The sequence below is a fragment of the Thalassotalea insulae genome (assembly GCF_030161395.1).
GTDB classification, from domain to species: Bacteria; Pseudomonadota; Gammaproteobacteria; order Enterobacterales; family Alteromonadaceae; genus Thalassotalea_E; species Thalassotalea_E insulae.
Genome location: NZ_BSST01000001.1, coordinates 2962194 through 2980711, shown reverse-complemented (window position 1 = coordinate 2980711; position 18518 = coordinate 2962194). Strand labels below are relative to the sequence as shown.

Genomic DNA, 18518 nt, shown 5'->3' with positions numbered 1-18518 from the left:
CAGAGTATTTCTTTTTAAGCTCGGATGATTAGTGACCATAAGCTAGACGGGTCAAGCATAAACCCCTACAATATCGCCATATTTTTTTATTGCTATTATTTAAGGTCTCGTTATGGCATTGCCAGATAAGTTCATCTATTCAATGCACCGCGTCAGCAAAGTGGTGCCGCCGAAACGCACAATATTAAAAGACATCTCATTATCCTTTTTTCCAGGCGCCAAAATTGGTGTCTTAGGTTTAAACGGTGCAGGTAAATCAACGCTATTGAGAATAATGGCGGGGGTCGATACTGAATTTGAAGGGGAAGCCCAAGCACTCGCTGGCACTAACATCGGTTACTTACCACAAGAGCCTCAGCTGGATGAAAGTAAAACTGTACGCGAAGTAGTCGAAGAAGCGGTTTCAGAAGTTAAAAATGCTATGACGCGCTTAGATCAGGTTTATGCAGAGTATGCTGAACCAGACGCTGATTTTGACGCTTTAGCAAAAGAGCAAGGTGAGTTGGAAAACATTATTAACGCGCAAGACGGGCATAATATCGATAATGTACTAGAGCGCGCTGCTGATGCGTTACGCCTACCAGAGTGGCAACAAAAAGTCGCGGTACTCAGTGGTGGTGAACGACGCCGTGTCGCCTTATGTCGCTTATTATTACAAAAGCCAGATATGTTATTGTTGGACGAACCGACTAACCATTTAGATGCAGAATCCGTTGCCTGGTTAGAGCGCTTCCTACACGACTACACTGGCACTGTTGTCGCTATTACCCATGACCGTTACTTCTTAGATAATGTTGCTGGCTGGATTTTAGAATTAGACCGAGGCCATGGTATCCCATGGGAAGGCAACTATTCTTCATGGCTTGAACAAAAAGATGCCCGTTTAGAGCAAGAAAAACGCAGTGAAAACGCCCTACAAAAAACCATTAAACAAGAGCTTGAATGGGTTCGATCTAATCCAAAAGGCCGTCAGGCCAAAAGCAAAGCTCGTATGGCACGCTTTGAAGAACTCAATAGTCAAGAACATCAAAAACGTAACGAAACTAATGAGCTTTATATTCCACCAGGACCACGCCTTGGTGACAAAGTATTAGAAGTGAACAACCTAACGAAATCATTTGGCGAACGCGTATTAATTGATGATCTCAGCTTTAGCATTCCTAAAGGTGCCATAGTCGGCATTATCGGTGCTAACGGCGCAGGTAAATCAACCCTGTTTAAAATGCTATCGGGTGCTGAGCAGCCAGATTCAGGTTCAGTAGAACTTGGCGACACCGTACAGCTGGCGAGCGTTGATCAGTTTCGTGATGACATGAATGATAAAAATACTGTCTTTGAAGAAATTTCCGAAGGCCACGATATATTAACCATAGGCAACTATGAAATTCCAAGCCGTGCCTATTGTTCTCGTTTTAATTTTAAAGGTAATGATCAGCAAAAATTCATTGGTGATCTTTCCGGAGGGGAACGAAACCGAGTACATTTAGCGAAACTGGTTAAAACTGGCGGCAACTTATTACTACTGGATGAGCCAACCAATGATCTTGACGTTGAAACGCTACGTGCCTTAGAAGAAGCGTTATTGGAATTCCCAGGTTGTGCCATGGTGATCTCTCATGACCGTTGGTTCCTCGACCGTATTGCTACCCACATTCTTGATTACCGTGATGAAGGACAAGTGAACTTCTATGAAGGTAACTTTACTGATTACGAAGAATGGTTGAAAAAAACCTTAGGGGCAGCAGCGATAGAACCACACCGTATCAAGTATAAAAAAATCGGCTAAGCTATTCGCGTAACAACTTAGATAAGTTACTAGTAATTAAAGAATAAAAAGCACCTTAATTCATTTTTAAGGTGCTTTTTTTTTAAATCAGGCTATGCTAAAGATATCTATTCAACAATTGTACGAAAGTAAATGGAAAATAGACGACAGTTTACCCGGATATTGTTTTCAATTGATGCACAATTGGAAATCGATGAACAATGCTACCCGGTAAATATTCATGATATCTCACTCAATGGTGCCTTAATCAGTTCACCCGATAATATCGATAATATTTTGCATAAATTAGGGCTATTACGCTTTAATTTATCTGGTACAGAGGCAGAAGTTTGCATGCATATTGCCGTTGTCCATATAGAATCAGATGAGATCGGCTTACAATGTAACGCCATCGACATCGACAGCGTCACCCATTTACGTCGCTTAGTTGAATTAAACTTAGGTGATGAAAGCCAATTAAATAAGGAGTTATCGCAACTCTCCCGTAGTTAACCTCTTTTACTCTATAATAAGGACGACATATGAATCATCTGATCATCTCTTTTATTAGTCCAGATCGTCCTGGACTGGTTGATACGCTGGCCAATATCATTAGCCAACATCAAGGTAACTGGCAAACTAGTAGCCTGCATTATTTATCGGGTTATTTTTCCGGGGTCATGGAAATAGCCGTCGCGTCAGAACAGAGCGAGCAGTTAATCGATAAATTACAAAGTATTCCCGATTTTAAATGTCTGGTTGAGACAGCTAACACTAAAGCAACAGAGACAGATGCTAATATTATTCTGGAATTAACCGCAAACGACCGAACTGGCATAGTGCAAGAAATATCTTCAGTGATCCATCACCAAGGCGGAAATTTATTAAAACTGGTCAGTTCCCATGACAGCGCCCCACATTCCGGACAAACATTGTTTAAAGCTAAAGCAACCATCGCCGTTGCTGGTAATAGCGTAGAGAAATTAGTGGATGCACTAGAAAGTCTAGCTGATGATTTAATGGTAGACATTTCCCATTAACTCTTTGACTTATTAACGTTTTTTGACGAATTTAACAAAAGTGTAACACGGAAATTTTATACTGCCCCTTTTCAATAAATTCTTATTAGAAATAGGCCAGTATAACCATGATACATGACGTAGATATGAAATTTGATAAAGAACTCAGTTGGTTATCTTTTAACGAAAGGGTGTTACAAGAAGCCGCAGACCAAGCTGTGCCTTTATTAGAACGTATCCGATTTCTTGGTATTTACTCATCCAATTTGGATGAATTCTTCCGAGTTAGAGTGGGTGGTATTCGTCGTCGGGCTATGGTTGAGGCCGAACAAGACAACCCGAAAGACAAATGGGAAACATTGCACCAGGAAATTTCCGTAAAAGTCGGTATGCTAACGGAACAATTTAAAAAAGTGGCTGACGATGTTTTTCAGCAATTGGCCAAAGAAAATATCGTCACTATCTTTGATGATAATGACAACAGCCAATTCAACTTACATTTAAGTCAACGCCAGTTAGACTGGCTGGAGCAATATTTTGATAACGGAGTGATCCGGCATATCACTCCGATCATTATCCATTCAAAAACCCAGTTAGCTAATTGTATTGATGACGATGGCATCTACTTTTTAGTCGCTTTACATCATCAGGGTGACGTACATTACGCCTTAGTAGAAATACCAAGAGAAGAAACAAAACGATTTATTGTTCTACCAACAGTCAATGGCGACAAAACCAAATATATCGTGATGCTAGATGATGTTGTGCAATACTTTATCCGCAAGTTGTTTGATGGCGTTGTGCCATTTGACAAAATCGATGCCTATTCAATGAAGCTCACTCGAGATGCAGAATATAGCTTACCAGATGATCTGGATGAAAGTTTATTAGAACAAATGTCAAAAGGTTTAAAGCAACGACTAAAAGCTGACATGGTACGTTTGGTACATGATCGTAATATGCCAAAGTATATGACCAGTTATTTGAAAAAAGCGCTAAAAATAAAACACGAAGATGAACTGGCAGCTGGGGTGAGATATCGTCACTTCAAAGATTTTGTTAAGTTTCCTAACCTTGGGCAAGCTCAATTGGAAAACCCCGAATTGCCAGCACTCGATAGCGCTAGATTTACCGCCTATCCGTCGGTGTTTGATGCTATCTCGCACCAAGATATATTACTTTATTACCCATACCATAAATTTCGTCACTTTACCGAATTTGTCCGCCAGGCATCTTATGACCCGTTAGTACGTCATATTAAAATTAATATTTACCGTGTCGCAAAACATTCACGCATTATTCAATCATTAATTGAAGCGGTAAAAAACGGTAAAAAAGTCACGGTAGTGGTTGAGCTTAGAGCCCGCTTTGATGAACAAGCCAATATTGAGTGGGCTAAATTAATGAAAGATGCCGGCATTGAAATTGAATTTGGCATTGAAACCTTAAAAATACACTCAAAGCTTTGCCTAGTTACTCGTTTAGAGCATGATAAGCTTGTTCGCTATGCGCATTTAGGAACAGGCAACTTCCATGAAGGGAATGCCCGCGTATATACCGACTTTGCCCTGTTTACTAAACATAAAGAAATTTGCCAGGAAGTCGATAACGTTTTTTCATTTATTTCACACAGTTACAAACGCTTTCGCTTCAATCACCTGATCGTCTCCCCATTGACCTCAAGGCGCCGACTTTACCAGTTAATTGACAATGAAATACAAAGTGCACAAGATCATAAAAAAGCGGAAATCATATTAAAGCTCAATAACCTGGTGGATTCTGGTTTGATCAGTAAACTTTATGCCGCCAGTAGTGCCGGTGTGAAAATCAATATCATCGTTCGTGGTATGTGCTCTCTGATCCCTGGGGTCAAAGATAAAAGTGACAACATTAAAATTATCTCGATAATTGATCGCTTCCTTGAGCACCCTAGAGTCATGCTGTTTCACAATCAGGGCGAGCAACAACTGTTTATCAGCTCAGGTGACTGGATGGAGCGCAATATCGACCATAGGGTGGAAGTGGCCTGCCCAATATATGATGAAACCCTCAAGCAAAGGATCATCGGTATTCTTAACTTACATTTACAAGACAATGTTAAAGCAAGGATAATTAATAAAAGCCAAAATAATCGCTATGTCAGAGCCAGTAAGCAATCACCACTACGCTCACAAATTGCAATTTATCATTATTTATCTCAGCAGGAGCAACAGGACGAGCAGTTAAATGACCAACAACTATCCAAGTCAAAGCAATGAATAACACTGCCAAGCCATCATCTAATACCGATTACTTTGCCGCCTTAGATATTGGCTCAAACAGCTTTCACTATGTGTTAGCACGACAAGTGGGAGATCACCTGCAAATCCTACATGGAGAAAAATATCAGGTGCAGCTTGCACAAGGACTAGATAGTAACAACTTACTTTCAGCCAGTGCACTAAGCAGAGGTGTATCAACATTAGCGCATCTCGCCACCACCACAACACATATTCAGGCCAGTAATTTTCGTGCTGTCGCAACGTTTACCCTCAGACAGGCAAAAAACAGCGCTGCATTTCTTAAAGCCGCCCGTAAAGTTTTTCCTTTTAATATCGAAGTTATTTCGGGTCATGAAGAAGCACGTCTTATTTATCAAGGAGTGGCGCATTACTTACAAAATGACATTCAACAGTTGGTACTAGATATCGGCGGTGGCAGTACCGAATGTGTTATCGGTAAAAAAGACAAAATCCAAACCTTAGATAGCTTGAATATGGGATGTGTCAGCTATCAAAAACAGTTTTTTCCAAATCACATTATTTGCAAAAAAGCATTTAAACAGGCGATATTAAGCGCTAAGCATGAAGTTGATGCGATAGTAAAACGTTTTAAAAAGCAGCAATGGCAACATGTAGTCGGCACTTCAGGTACCATTAAAGCGATTTCCAGAATCGTTAATTATCACCATGAAATTCAACGACCATTCACCTTGCAAGATCTATTAACCATTAAACAACAGCTTCTGACGTTTAACCACAGTGACGACATTGTCATTGATGGACTGAAAGAAAATAGAAAAGCCGTCATTTGCTCGGGTGTTGCCATTTTGATCGCACTAATGGAACGTCTGGAAATATCAGAAATAGAGTACTGTCAATATGCACTACGTGAAGGAGTATTATTTGAACAACTGGAAAACCTTAAGCATAACAATGTTCGGCTGCGTACCATTAGTAATTTAATTGAGCGTTTTAACATCGACAAATTACATGCTAGCCACGTAAATAGCATAGCAATGAAAATGTTTAACCAAGTCAGTCAAGTGTGGCAACTAACAGATGCCATCTATCACGAATTACTCCAATCGGCGATTCAGCTGCATGAAATTGGTATGGATATTAATGCCTCTGGCTACCATAAACACGGACAATATATTCTGGAACAAGCAGATTTAGCAGGTTTCAATCAGGAGCAACAAAAAGCACTCGCTTGGCTGGTGGGCAATCAACGAAAAAAAATCACTCAAGCCGAAAGCGATATCTGGTATTTACTGTCAGAAGATAAACTGCTGAAACTGTGTATGATTGTCAGAATAAGCGTCTTACTGACGCAGCAACGCCATCACGATGATCAATTTTTATCGCAAGTTATCGCGGATAAAAAAAGCCTGACCCTAACACTAGATAAGCAATGGTTACAGGAACGTCCAATTATCGATACCGAACTATTTTATGAACAGCAAAATTGCAAAAAATGCGGTTATCAATTACTTATCAACCAGCGTTAAGTTATTCCCCACTCCCTACTAACGTTTTATCTAATATATTTGCCTAACCCCAAAAAACATTATAGCTTAACGATAGTTATCTAATAAGCTTCATCAGTTCGTATACAGGTAAATTCATGACCATAACAAAAAGAAATTTTCTCAAAGCCAGTGGTGCTGCCATAGCTTCATTATCCTTCGCTCAGTTAGCCCAAGCTACAGCAACTAAAAAAGCGAAACCTCAGCAACAAGGCAAGTTAACTGATATTACGACTACTGTTAGCGCCATCACGGCAAAAGAACGTCAGCAACGTATTGCTAAAGCTCAGCAGCTAATGGGTGAGCATAATATTGCTGCCATGATTATCGAACCCGGTGCTACTATGGATTATTTTTCCGGTATTCAATGGTGGCGTAGCGAGCGACTTACCGCGTTAGTGATCCCACAACAAGGCGAAGTTGCGGTTGTTTGTCCGTTTTTTGAAGAACCTAGCATTCGCGAAACCTTAATGGTGGGTAATGATGTCAGAGTGTGGCAAGAGCACGAAAGTCCATTTATTCGTATTAAGCAAATCCTTAAAGATCGCGGTATTGAAAAAGGCAATATCGCCTTTGAACATTCAGTGCGCTATTTTGTCCTGCAAGGCGTAATGGCGTTACTACCAGCGATGAAAGATGTCAGTGCCAGTGCTGTCACTTGGGGCTGTCGTATGTATAAGAGTCCTCATGAATTACAACTGATGCATAAAGCTAATGAAGTGACGCTAATGGCCTATCAGTATGTCTGGTCTCAATTAGCCGTCGGCATGACCCAAGCTGACGTCAAATCTTTAATGCACAGTGCACAAGCTCAGCTCGGCGGCAGTGGTATTTGGAACATGGCGTTGTTTAATCAAGCCAGTGCTTACCCTCATGGTACTAAGCAACAGCAGACATTAACTCAAGGTTCAGTGGTACTGATGGACTGTGGCTGTAATGTTCATGGTTATCAGTCAGATATCAGTCGAACTTTCGTTTTCGGTGAGGCAAATAAGCAACAACAAAAAGTATGGCATACCGTCAGACAAGGCCAAAATATCGCTTTTGACAAAGCACAATTAGGAGTTGCAGCAGGAGCTATAGATGATGCAGTTCGCCAATATTATCAAAATCAGGGCTACGGACCTGCATACCAGTTACCGGGTTTATCACACCGAACCGGACACGGTATCGGCATGAAAGGCCATGAAGGTGTAAACTTTGTGCACGGTGAAGAAACCAAGCTCGCTCAAGGTATGTGTTTTTCTAATGAACCAGGCATTTATCTGCCAGGAGAGTTTGGCGTACGCTTAGAAGACTGTTTGTATTTTAATGCGCAAGGGCCGCAATGGTTTACTGAACCTCCAGTATCATTGGACTCACCTATCGGTAAATTGGCCAAATTAAAAGTCTAGGGCTGAAACATCGCCCTTCCCGTGCACCCACGGCATTGCTTACATGGAGGTAAGTACTTAGTTTTTGTCTGGAACAAAAAAACTGACCGTACCTCCTGTACATCGTCACTCCTTTACATCCCTATAACCGCGACATACCGCACCTCCTGTACATCGTCACTCCTTTACATCCCTATAACCGCGACATACCGTACCTCCTGTACATAAAAAAGCCTGACACTGTCAGGCTTTTCTTTAAACTTGTGGATATTACCGTTAGATAGCAATACCAAGTTTTTTCAATTCTTTATTCACAACCGCTTTAGGTAATGGAATATAGCCATCTTTTTCAACAATTTTTTGACCCGATTGTGACAATACCATTTTTAAGAATTCAGCTTCCATCGGTGCTAATGGCTTGTTTGGATGCTTATTAACATAAACATATAAGAAGCGAGACAATGGATATTTCTTCGAAATAGCATTTTCCATCGTCGCAGCAACAAAATTGTCGCCTTTCTTAGCCAAAGGTAAAGCACGAACACCTGACGTTTTGTACCCGATACCCGAATAACCAATACCGTTTAATGACGCAGATACCGACTGTACAACAGACGCTGAACCTGGTTGTTCATTAACAGTATTTTTGAAGTCACCTTTACATAAAGCTTTCTTTTTAAAGTAACCATAAGTACCAGAAACTGAATTACGACCGTATAACTGAATGTCTTTACCCGCCCATTCTCCGGTTAAACCAACATCAGCCCAACGATCAACATTTTGTCCAGCACCACATTTACGGTTATTTGAGAAGATCGCATCCACTTGGTCAATACGTAAACCTTTTAATGGATTATCTTTATGAACAAATACCGCTAACGCATCGATAGCAACACGTACAGGTGTTGGCTTATAGCCATAACGCTTTTCGAATGCTTCAATTTCACGAGACTTCATTTTACGGCTCATAGGCCCTAAATTTGATGTTGACTCAGTTAACGCTGGTGGCGCAGTAGAAGAACCAGCCGCTTGAATTTGTACATTAACATTTGGGTAAGTGCGTTTAAATTCCTCAGCCCAGAACGTCATCATATTCGCTAAGGTATCAGAACCGACGGATGAAATGTTACCTGAGATCCCGCTAACCTTTTTATATTCAGGTAAACTTTTATCGATTGCTAATGATGAAAAACTCATCACACTAGCTAAACCAAGCACGCTTAATGCACGTTTGATAGTCATAATATTCTCCAATGAGAGTGTTTATTTAATTTGTGAACACTATATAAAGCTTATGTGACAATTATATTTAAGCTTTATGACACTTGTATGACAAAGGTAAAATAACTGTCATCAAACTTTTATAATAGAACAACAGAAGGAAATTAAATTTTCTCTTTAATATTCAAACAGTTAAGATGAATTAGGTTTAAAATCAGTTCAGCGACTTAATGCATTTAGGGTCAAAATAAATGATAAATTCACTGCCCTCTCCCCACTTGGAATTAATCGCCAATTCCGCATGATGATGATTAAGCACATGTTTGACAATTGCCAATCCTAAACCTGAACCGCCAGTGTCACGAGAGCGTGATTTATCGACGCGAAAAAAACGTTCGGTTAAACGATTAACATGTTCAGGACGAATACCCGGGCCGTCATCTTTCACCGAAAAGCACGCCTTATTGCCTGATTTCTTCCATGACACATGAATATGACCTTCAGCTGGAGTGTAAGCAATGGCATTGGAGATCAAATTAGAACAAGCACTTTTTAATTCGTTATCTAAACCTTCTATCGCTAAGGTTTCATCAATATCTGTTGTCAACTGGTGTTGTTTTTCCTGGTTCAACCACTGACTATCATCCACCAGTGCTTTGATCATTTTAGGCATATTGATCACTTGCTTTTCGTCTTCATCAATATTGATTTCAACCCGTGACAACACTAAGAGTTGTTCCACTAACCTGTCCATTCGTGACACTTGTGTTTCCATGGTGGTAAACACTTTCAGCCAATACGGATCCAATGCGTGCTCTGTACTTTGCACCATTTCAACATAACCGCGAACCACAGTAAGTGGTGTTTTTAACTCATGTGATACATTAGCGACAAAATCACGGCGCATTTCCTCCAGCCGGTGAATTTTACTAATATCTCGTGCAAGAAACAGCACTTGGTCTGTCCCATAAGGGATCAGCCTTAATTCAAGCATTAGCTCATTATTGACCGGAGATTGGATAATACATGGTGTATCATAAACTCCTGATTCTAAATAAGTGATAAATTCAGGAAAACGAAGTAGATTATCGATCCGCTGACCAACATCCCCTGGCCAACGAATACCTAACAATCGCTGGGCTTTTTTATTACCCCATTCGATCATTAAATCTTCAGAAAGCACTAATGCCGCATCAGGTAAAGCTTCAGCCCCATCGCGAAAACGTCGCACTTTCTCATTCAGTTGCTTTTGCTTGTTACGCGATTTTTTCATCTGACGATATAAACCGTCATATATCATCCCCCAAATCCCTTCGGCATGAGGAGGCGATAAAGATTTACTACGCCATAACCATTTAGCTAGCTTTAATAAATGGTGGTAATGCCAAGCCAACAATACAGTGGCACTAACAGCAACCACTAAAAAGGTATTCCCAGTCAAATATCCAACGACTGCACTGAGACATAAGATAATGATAAGGCGAGATACTACCGTGCTAATAGATACTTGAAAATACATACAGCTTGTTATTATACATTTACTTTGATCTTACCAGAAAAACGGTAACCAGAGCCACGAACTGTTTGAATAAAATCTTCATGTCCAGCGCCAGCTATCGCTTTTCTTAAACGACGAATATGGACATCTACCGTACGATCTTCAACATAGACATTAGTCCCCCAAACATTATCTAATAGCTGTTCTCGGCTATAAACACGTTCGGTATGAGTCATGAAAAAATGCAACAAACGAAATTCTGTTGGGCCTAAGTCCAGAGGCTTGTCATTGATTGACACCCGATGGGCAACCGGATCGAGTTTCATGCCATGGAATTCTATCGCTTCTTCCAGCGCCGTCGGAGATACCCGGCGAATAACAGCTTTAATCCGGGCAATTAATTCTTTTGGTGAAAATGGCTTAGTCACATAATCATCAACACCAACATCGAATCCTTTCACTTTATCATCTTCATCAGCACGCGCCGTCAACATAATAATCGGTATAGTACGGGTATATTCATTTTGCTTTAACTGTTTTGCTAATTTTACCCCTGTCCCTCCGGGTAACATCCAGTCCAATAGGATCAGATCAGGATAAGGCTCAACAATTTTCGCTTTTGCCTGGTCAAAGTCTTCTGCTTCTATGGTATTAAAACCATTTTGTTCAAGTACAAAGGTGATCATTTCTCTGATCGGCGCCTCGTCTTCAACAACCAAAATTTGTCTGTTCATGTATAAAGTTCCCTGATAATCATGTTACAACTTCTAATGAACATTGTGATAAGTTTTTGTGACAATTTTATTACACATAATAAATTTTAGTTCATCATCAACAATACTTGCTCAATACGCAAGAAAAAAGCGGCATAGGCGCCGCTTTTATTAATACCAAATGAAATAAATATTTAATTCAATTGGTATACAATTCTTTGAGCTTAATCGCTAAAATTTGTATTCGATTCCTGCCGCTAAATAATCCTGATCAGCGCCACTATCCATATCAAAGTTAGTATAGAAGGTATAAAGTTTAGTACTTTTCGCTAACTTATAATCAGCACCAACAGTAAAACCTGATTTATCATCGCCACCATCATGATCAGCCGTTTGCACTTGCGCTTTTAACGCCCAATTATTGATTGAATATTTTGCAGAAATTAATAAACCATCCATTTCTTTACCTGAACTCACTTCTTCCTGAGAGTGGTAGATAGCACCTAAGGTAAAGCCAGCTACTTTCCCTTGAACAGTCGCACGTGCAGTATCATAACCTTTAACTTCAGAGTCGAATGCTAATGCTGCATACACTTTAGATTTTTTAAGCGCTTTATCACCATAAAATAGTGCGACTGATGTTGCATCTTCGCCATCTACACTGTCTTCAGCAACATAAGTTACACCCAGTTGGAAACCATTAAACTTTTTTGTTTTATAAGTGATGGTATCACTCATACGGTTTTCACCTTTCCACAAGTGTTTAATATCAGCGTTTAGGTCACTGAATAAATCCACTTTACCTTGTGATTGCTTCAATACTGTATCGTTATTACCAATTAACACCTCACCAAAGTTGCCTTTTAAACCAACATATTGATTACGGTCGGTAATGCTTTTTCCTTTTTCACTATCGCCATCTAGATCAACTTGAAATTCAGCTTTAAAAACAACCGTTAAATCATTGTCTATCTGATGGCTACCTTTAAAGCCAATGCGAGAAGCATTACTTTTTATTTCGGTATAAGAACCATCGCCATCGTCTGATGATTGAGCCGATAAATTAGCTTTACCATAAATATCAACATCTGCAGCCATTAAAGACATAGAGCATGTTGCCAAAATCCCTGCTGCAATCGCGCTATAAGAACGTTTCATGTGATAACCTTTTAAGTGTGTCATGTAATAATTGCCGCATATTGTGCCAATAAAAGATGACATTTTTGTGACAATATGTATTTTTTTTTACCAAAATATGAATTATAAAAGTCATTTTTATTTAAATATCATGTCAGTTATATGACATTTTGTGATTAAAAAAGGTAAATAAAATAACTGAATCCATAATATATATAGTAGAAATATAATATTTTATTAGTTTTTAGTAAGTTAAATCGAAGAAAAAGCTTTAAACGTTGAGCAAAAGCGCTAAAATCAATCTAGGTGCACCGATAAATAAGAACTGAGAATGAAAGTCACTAGTATTTCCCGTAAGCTGTTAACACGCGTCTTATCCTTTTACTTTGTGCTTACATTTCTTGTGACCTGCGTACAAATCGGCGCAGAATATATCAATACCAAAAGCCATATCAACAGTGAACTGTTAACACTAGAAAAAACCTTTAGCAGCAGTTTAACCCGTGCCGTTTGGGAGCTAAACACCCAGCAGGCGATAGATATTGCCGAAGGTCTAGTCGCCATTCCTATGATCAAGGGAATAAAGGTTACCGATGAAAATAATCAAGTGATCACTCAGCTCGGTGAAGACCGAGATATCGATGACTTACAGTCCAATCAAATCGAACAACAAAGTTATTTTAATCTTACTTCTCAAGGTGAGGGGCTGTTTGGTTATAACTTTCCACTGATTTTTGAATTCTCTGGCCGCACCACTAAGGTGGGTACTGTTACTTTACTCTCAAGCAATCAGGTAATTTTTGATCGTATCGAAGTCGGGATTTATTTTCTTATCGGTAACGCTATGGTAAAAACAGCTGCGCTGGTGTTTTTATTTTCCATCGCCTTTGCCAAATTGCTGACTAACCCCCTTACTGAATTAACCGAACAAATTAATCAGTTCGATATGGATGATCCCGAAGCATCAAAAATTGATGTTGTGCATTACGAACAAAATGAGCTAAGCATTTTACAAAATGCTCACAATAACCTGTTAACGGAACTTGCCCGCAATAAGGAAGAATTAGCTCGCGCGCAAAATGAAATCATCGCCACCAATAATAAACTCGATGAACATAACCTCATGTTAGAACAGGAAGTCGCGAAGAAAACCTCATCGTTAAGCACCACTATGTTAAAAATGGAACGTCAACAACGAGAATTGTTAGTACAGCAAGAACAATTAAAAGCAGAGAACTTACGACGTAGTCAAACGGAAAAAACGCTTACCACGACAAACCAGGAATTAAAAAGCTCCATTGAAGAGCTAAACAAAGCACAAGAACGATTACTCGATGCAGAAAAAATGGCAATTTTAGGCAATTTATCCGCCGAAATTACTCATGAGATTAATACCCCTATCGGCGTCAGTATTACTTCCACCACCTATTTATCTGACTTGATCACTAAACTCAACAACGACATAAAAGAACATAAGCTCACGAAAAGGGCACTGGAAGAGTTTAGTCACAATGCCCAGCAAAGCATAGATTTACTGGTTAATAACTTAAACCGTGCATCGGAACTGATCTCTAGTTATAAACAAGTGGCGGTCGATCAAACCAGTGATAAGGTTCGTCAAATTAATCTGGCAAAATATATTCAAGAGATCATTCATTCCTTACACCCTAAACTGAAAAAAACCCAACATCAGATCCATGTAGAATGTGATGACAATATTGAAATTTACTGTCATGCAGGCGCTATTTCTCAAATTTTTACCAATCTGATCGTTAATTCTCTCATTCATGGTTTTAGCGGTATAGAACAGGGGAAAATTGATATAAAGGTAGCAATTCAGGGCTCACAAGTACAAATTAACTATCAGGACAACGGTGTTGGTATGCCAGAGCAAGACATCCCCAAACTCTTTGATCCTTTCTTTACCACCAAAGCAGGTAAAGGCGGCACAGGACTAGGAACTCACATTATTAATAACTTGGTGAGTGATACCTTAAACGGTGAAATATCAGCAAGCTCACCATCTGGTCAAGGATTATCTTATCTGATCACATTTAATGACATGCGCTAGAATTTTCATTAAGATAGCTTCCCCGTTTTGAGCATCGGCCTAAACAATGGCCAAAGGATAATTTTAATGTGGTTTAAAAACCTTTACTTTTTTGCCTTTACACGTCCATTTGAATGGTCTGAACAAGATATAGAAAAACTACTCAGCGAGCATTTATTTACCCCATGTGGCTCCACGGAAATGTCACACTTTGGCTGGGTTAATGCCTTAGGCAAACACGGGCAAACCATAGTACATTCAGTCAATGGCAACCACTTGCTCTGCGCACGTAAAGAAGAAAAGATTCTGCCAGCCCCCGTTATTAAAGACATGCTGGATGAAAAAATTGCCCACTTAGAAGCCGATCAGTCCCGCAGTGCCACTAAAAAAGAAAAAGAACAATTTAAAGAAGATATTATCTTTGAATTGCTGCCACGTGCATTTTCCCGTATCACAGATACTCACGCCTATATCAATGCAGAAGCGAACCTGATCGTAATTAACACCAGCAGCCGCAGCAAAGCAGAAGACTTCTTGGCGTTACTGAGAAAAGCCCTAGGTACCTTGCCAGTCACGAGTGTTTCTCCGGAAAAAGCACCAGATGAAATTATGACAGACTGGTTAACCGAAGCTAATCTTGGTGAAAGTTTTCAGTTAGGTTTGGAAGCAGAATTTCACGCTGTAGGCGATGATGGTGCGGTAGTACGAGTAAAAAACCAGGAGTTAGACAGTGACGAAATTAAAGCACATCTGGATGCCGATAAGTTCGTCGTTAAGTTAGCGTTAGAGTGGGATGATGCGCTGTCCTGTATTTTATGCGACGATTTGGCAATTAAACGTCTGAAATTTTTTGATGTCTTACATGAGCAAAATGAAGATATCGATAAAGACGATGTTATTGCCAGACTCGATGCTGACTTTGCTTTAATGGCAGGAGAAATTAATCGTTTTATTGGTGACTTACTCAACGAGTTTTCGGTGAAAGCAACGGACTACTTAGAAAGTTAATTGCCTGATAGCCAATATCATGATTAAAAAAGGCGCATTAAGCGCCTTTTTAATTTCTACACGATGAATGATTAACTAAACATCTGTTTGATATCTGCCGCAACATCTTTACATTCACCCGATTCCATAAAATCGATCTCTGGTAAAATCCCCTTACCGACATAATTTTTCAATAACACATCCTTAGTAGACTCATTTTTGAAAATATTATGATAAATCGCTCCAGCACGAATAAAGTCTAAGTAATGGACCTGAGTCGGCAATACTGTCAAATCACTCCAACGATGAATAATTTCACACAGTTCATCCGACAAGCCCCATGCCTTACTGATCTCGGCACCAACCTTACTCGATAGCTTAATAATCGCCTGTTGAATAAACGTCGGATTAGCAAAAACATCCGGATGATTTTCCGCTTCCGTTAATATCGGCAAAACACCAATATTATGCACTAATGCCGCAAGTGTTAAAGTATCTAGCATTAACGGCGAATGCTTTACTTCTTTTAAATAAAACGTCATCAATGCAATAGCAACCGAAGCGACATCCACGGTTTTTTTCCAGGATTTATCGAGGTACATAGCCACAATTTCATTTTCCGAAACAAAGACCTGTTCAAGCGCCATTGCAGTGGCAATACTTTTTATTTGTCTTAAACCAATACGAGTAACCGCCTGATTAACCGTTTCTACTTTGATACTGCGCCCTAACATTGCACTATTGGCAACTTTCAGTATCCCCATCGACAGCGCAGGGTCATGAGCGATAATTTCACTCATATGTGCCAAATTCACTTCTGGATCATCTGCAGCTTCCCTGACTTTTAACGCGATTTCTGGCAAAGTGGGTAAAACTAAGGCTTCTTGTTTTATTTTTTCTACCAGTATGGTGTAGAGTGCATTTTCCGTTCCCATGAAAACCTCTTAAATATCTGTTTCTATTTTTAAAATAGCACATATTTTTTATTAATTATCAAATGGCTCGATAAATAAAAATTTTTCTTTATCTTGATATTTCCTCGTGCTAACTCTGTTTAAATATCCAACAATTGTTAGCGATTTTTTCTGCGATTTTACCTGTAAAAGTTGCAAGGGATAATTGCAAGATAGTCTGCGACTCCTTATAATGCACGCCCTTTTTCCTGAGAGTGCTAATAATGTTGAAACCAGAACTACTTTCGCCAGCCGGTAGCTTAAAAAATATGCGTTATGCCTTTGCTTACGGAGCAGATGCTGTTTACGCTGGTCAACCTAGGTATTCTTTACGGGTAAGAAACAATGAATTCAACCTTGAAACCATTAAGCAAGGCATTGATGAAGCACATGCTTTAGGAAAAAAATTCTATCTGGTTAATAACATTGCGCCACACAACAGTAAGCTAAAAACCTTTTTAAAAGACATTAAACCGGTTATCGAAATGAACCCGGATGCACTGATCATGTCAGATCCCGGTTTGATCATGATGGTACGAGAAAGCTTCCCGGATGTAGCGATTCATTTATCAGTTCAGGCGAATGCCGTTAACTGGTCGACGGTTAAGTTCTGGCAACAACAAGGGGTAGAACGAGTAATACTATCTCGTGAGCTATCATTAGATGAGATAGAAGAAATTCGTTTTCGTTGCCCAGAAATGGAGTTAGAAGTGTTCGTCCACGGCGCTTTATGCATGGCCTATTCAGGCCGCTGTTTACTCTCAGGTTATATTAACAAGCGTGATCCTAATCAAGGTACCTGTACTAACTCCTGTCGCTGGAAATATGATGTCCACGAAGCCAAAGAAACAGAAACCGGTGACGTAATCGCTCAACCAGTGAATATTATTACACCAAGCGAACAACCTGTTGACGATATCGTGTTGCTACAAGAGCAAGGTCGCCCGGGTGAATATATGCCAGCCTTTGAAGATGAACATGGTACCTATATCATGAACTCAAAAGACCTCAGAGCGGTAGAGCACGTTGATCGTTTAGTGAAAATGGGCGTACATTCACTAAAAATTGAAGGCCGCACTAAGTCATTTTACTACTGCGCCCGTACCGCACAGATTTATCACCAAGCTATTTTAGACTCGCTCGCTAATAAGCCATTTAACCCAGAATTAAATACCAATTTAGAGCATCTAGCCCATCGAGGTTATACCGAAGGATTTTTACAACGTCATCGCCCGAGTGATACGCAAAATTATGATTACGGTTACTCTAAAAGCGATACTCAGCAATTTGTCGGCGAAGTTATCGGTAAAAATGCAGAGACAGGTTTAATTGAAATCGAGGTTAAAAATAAATTTTTAACTGGCGATCAATTAGAGCTAATGACGCCTGCTGGCAATATCACTTTTACCTTAGAGCATATGGAGAACGCCAAAGGTGAAGTGATCACCGACGCCAAAGGTTCAGGTCATAAAGTCGCGATTAAGCTTGATACTGACTTTGATTTAGCGTTTGGTATTATCATGCGTTATTTGGATGAAGGTGGCACAACTCGTCATCCTTTTGCGCAAAATCAAGGTTAGCTGATCATGGCACTCATCATCGAAGCGTCTTGCATCAATTGCGATATGTGTGATCCCGAATGTCCAAATCAGGCAATTTCGCTCGGGGATGAGATCTATGAAATTGATCCGACAAAATGCACAGAATGTATCGGGCACTATGATAAGCCAACCTGTATCTCAGTATGCCCGATCGATTGCATTAAAAAAGATCCCAAGCATCAAGAAAGCGAAGCACAGTTGCTAGAGAAGTTTATGCGCATGCACGGCTAACTCAATAACGTTAGCCTTTTACCGTATTTACGCTACTGTACATCTGACTTTTATCGCCTTTAATTTTATATAATGTTACAACTAAATATTATTATCGCTTTAGCACCTTACTAATTCTTTCTATAGTAGCGTGCAGTTTATTGCGAACGATAACAACAAAAAATAATACCAAGTGAATTAAAT

Annotated in this window: 15 protein-coding genes; 10 read left to right on the top strand and 5 right to left on the bottom strand. The window is 39.7% G+C overall.

Annotated elements, in window-relative coordinates; genetic code table 11:
• The first annotated feature begins 112 nt into the window (after positions 1-112).
• The 6 genes from ettA (at position 113) to QQK06_RS13475 (ending at position 7965) form a co-directional block, all read left to right on the top strand.
• Complete coding sequence (gene ettA, locus QQK06_RS13500; protein WP_284245252.1) at positions 113-1786, top strand: energy-dependent translational throttle protein EttA; 1674 nt, start codon at positions 113-115, stop codon at positions 1784-1786.
• A gap of 132 nt (positions 1787-1918) precedes the next feature.
• Positions 1919-2278, top strand: a complete 360-nt coding sequence (locus QQK06_RS13495) for a PilZ domain-containing protein (RefSeq protein WP_284245251.1) — start codon at positions 1919-1921, stop codon at positions 2276-2278.
• A 29-nt stretch (positions 2279-2307) separates the two neighbouring features.
• Positions 2308-2805: a glycine cleavage system transcriptional repressor gene (locus QQK06_RS13490; RefSeq protein ID WP_284245250.1), complete on the top strand. Its 498-nt coding sequence runs from the start codon at positions 2308-2310 to the stop codon at positions 2803-2805.
• Positions 2806-2930: 125 nt separating this feature from the next.
• Positions 2931-5042, top strand: a complete 2112-nt coding sequence (ppk1, locus tag QQK06_RS13485; protein ID WP_284245249.1) for a polyphosphate kinase 1 — start codon at positions 2931-2933, stop codon at positions 5040-5042.
• The gene (locus QQK06_RS13480; protein WP_284245248.1) at positions 5039-6553 is read left to right on the top strand and encodes a Ppx/GppA phosphatase family protein; all 1515 of its coding nucleotides are present in this window, start codon (positions 5039-5041) and stop codon (positions 6551-6553) included. The genes ppk1 and QQK06_RS13480 overlap by 4 nt, the downstream gene beginning before the upstream one ends.
• 116 nt (positions 6554-6669) lie before the next feature.
• Positions 6670-7965, top strand: coding sequence for a M24 family metallopeptidase (locus QQK06_RS13475; RefSeq protein WP_284245246.1), 1296 nt, complete (start codon positions 6670-6672; stop codon positions 7963-7965).
• Positions 7966-8220: 255 nt separating this feature from the next.
• Here the strand turns inward: QQK06_RS13475 and QQK06_RS13470 are convergent, their stop codons facing one another.
• From QQK06_RS13470 to QQK06_RS13455, 4 genes are all read right to left on the bottom strand, one after another.
• The gene (locus QQK06_RS13470; RefSeq protein WP_284245245.1) at positions 8221-9186 is read right to left on the bottom strand and encodes a PstS family phosphate ABC transporter substrate-binding protein; all 966 of its coding nucleotides are present in this window, start codon (positions 9184-9186) and stop codon (positions 8221-8223) included.
• A gap of 193 nt (positions 9187-9379) precedes the next feature.
• Entirely contained in the window at positions 9380-10684 is a 1305-nt protein-coding gene (phoR, locus tag QQK06_RS13465; RefSeq protein WP_284245243.1) for a phosphate regulon sensor histidine kinase PhoR, read from the bottom strand.
• Positions 10685-10695: 11 nt separating this feature from the next.
• Positions 10696-11397 (bottom strand): phosphate regulon transcriptional regulator PhoB, encoded by a 702-nt coding sequence (gene phoB, locus QQK06_RS13460; RefSeq protein WP_284245242.1) that lies wholly within the window; start codon positions 11395-11397, stop codon positions 10696-10698.
• A gap of 210 nt (positions 11398-11607) precedes the next feature.
• Positions 11608-12534 carry a porin gene (locus QQK06_RS13455; protein ID WP_284245241.1) on the bottom strand — a complete coding sequence of 309 codons (927 nt, stop codon included), beginning with the start codon at positions 12532-12534 and terminating at the stop codon, positions 11608-11610.
• Between the two features lie 310 nt (positions 12535-12844).
• Between QQK06_RS13455 and QQK06_RS13450 the strand changes: the two genes are divergently transcribed.
• Both QQK06_RS13450 and rdgC read left to right on the top strand, forming a co-directional pair.
• Entirely contained in the window at positions 12845-14584 is a 1740-nt protein-coding gene (locus QQK06_RS13450; protein ID WP_284245240.1) for an ATP-binding protein, read from the top strand.
• A gap of 66 nt (positions 14585-14650) precedes the next feature.
• A complete protein-coding gene (gene rdgC, locus QQK06_RS13445; protein WP_284245239.1) occupies positions 14651-15571 on the top strand; it encodes a recombination-associated protein RdgC in 921 nt (306 codons plus the stop codon).
• 71 nt (positions 15572-15642) lie between these two features.
• Here the strand turns inward: rdgC and QQK06_RS13440 are convergent, their stop codons facing one another.
• On the bottom strand, positions 15643-16485 hold the full coding sequence (locus QQK06_RS13440) for an HDOD domain-containing protein (RefSeq protein ID WP_284245238.1): 843 nt from the start codon (positions 16483-16485) through the stop codon (positions 15643-15645).
• 242 nt (positions 16486-16727) lie between these two features.
• Here QQK06_RS13440 and trhP point away from each other — a divergent pair, with 242 nt between their 5' ends.
• Positions 16728-18083 (top strand): prephenate-dependent tRNA uridine(34) hydroxylase TrhP, encoded by a 1356-nt coding sequence (trhP, locus tag QQK06_RS13435; protein ID WP_284245237.1) that lies wholly within the window; start codon positions 16728-16730, stop codon positions 18081-18083.
• Between the two features lie 6 nt (positions 18084-18089).
• Complete coding sequence (locus QQK06_RS13430; RefSeq protein ID WP_284245236.1) at positions 18090-18335, top strand: YfhL family 4Fe-4S dicluster ferredoxin; 246 nt, start codon at positions 18090-18092, stop codon at positions 18333-18335.
• Positions 18336-18518: the final 183 nt, after the last annotated feature.

Excerpts from the sequence above, each read along its gene's own strand:
- ettA (WP_284245252.1), top strand. The coding sequence starts at position 113 with ATGGCATTGCCAGATAAGTTCATCTATTCAATGCACCGCGTCAGCAAA.
- QQK06_RS13495 (WP_284245251.1), top strand. The coding sequence starts at position 1,919 with ATGGAAAATAGACGACAGTTTACCCGGATATTGTTTTCAATTGATGCA.
- QQK06_RS13490 (WP_284245250.1), top strand. The coding sequence starts at position 2,308 with ATGAATCATCTGATCATCTCTTTTATTAGTCCAGATCGTCCTGGACTG.
- ppk1 (WP_284245249.1), top strand. The coding sequence starts at position 2,931 with ATGAAATTTGATAAAGAACTCAGTTGGTTATCTTTTAACGAAAGGGTG.
- QQK06_RS13480 (WP_284245248.1), top strand. The coding sequence starts at position 5,039 with ATGAATAACACTGCCAAGCCATCATCTAATACCGATTACTTTGCCGCC.
- QQK06_RS13475 (WP_284245246.1), top strand. The coding sequence starts at position 6,670 with ATGACCATAACAAAAAGAAATTTTCTCAAAGCCAGTGGTGCTGCCATA.
- QQK06_RS13470 (WP_284245245.1), bottom strand. The coding sequence starts at position 9,186 with ATGACTATCAAACGTGCATTAAGCGTGCTTGGTTTAGCTAGTGTGATG.
- phoR (WP_284245243.1), bottom strand. The coding sequence starts at position 10,684 with ATGTATTTTCAAGTATCTATTAGCACGGTAGTATCTCGCCTTATCATT.
- phoB (WP_284245242.1), bottom strand. The coding sequence starts at position 11,397 with ATGAACAGACAAATTTTGGTTGTTGAAGACGAGGCGCCGATCAGAGAA.
- QQK06_RS13455 (WP_284245241.1), bottom strand. The coding sequence starts at position 12,534 with ATGAAACGTTCTTATAGCGCGATTGCAGCAGGGATTTTGGCAACATGC.
- QQK06_RS13450 (WP_284245240.1), top strand. The coding sequence starts at position 12,845 with ATGAAAGTCACTAGTATTTCCCGTAAGCTGTTAACACGCGTCTTATCC.
- rdgC (WP_284245239.1), top strand. The coding sequence starts at position 14,651 with ATGTGGTTTAAAAACCTTTACTTTTTTGCCTTTACACGTCCATTTGAA.
- QQK06_RS13440 (WP_284245238.1), bottom strand. The coding sequence starts at position 16,485 with ATGGGAACGGAAAATGCACTCTACACCATACTGGTAGAAAAAATAAAA.
- trhP (WP_284245237.1), top strand. The coding sequence starts at position 16,728 with ATGTTGAAACCAGAACTACTTTCGCCAGCCGGTAGCTTAAAAAATATG.
- QQK06_RS13430 (WP_284245236.1), top strand. The coding sequence starts at position 18,090 with ATGGCACTCATCATCGAAGCGTCTTGCATCAATTGCGATATGTGTGAT.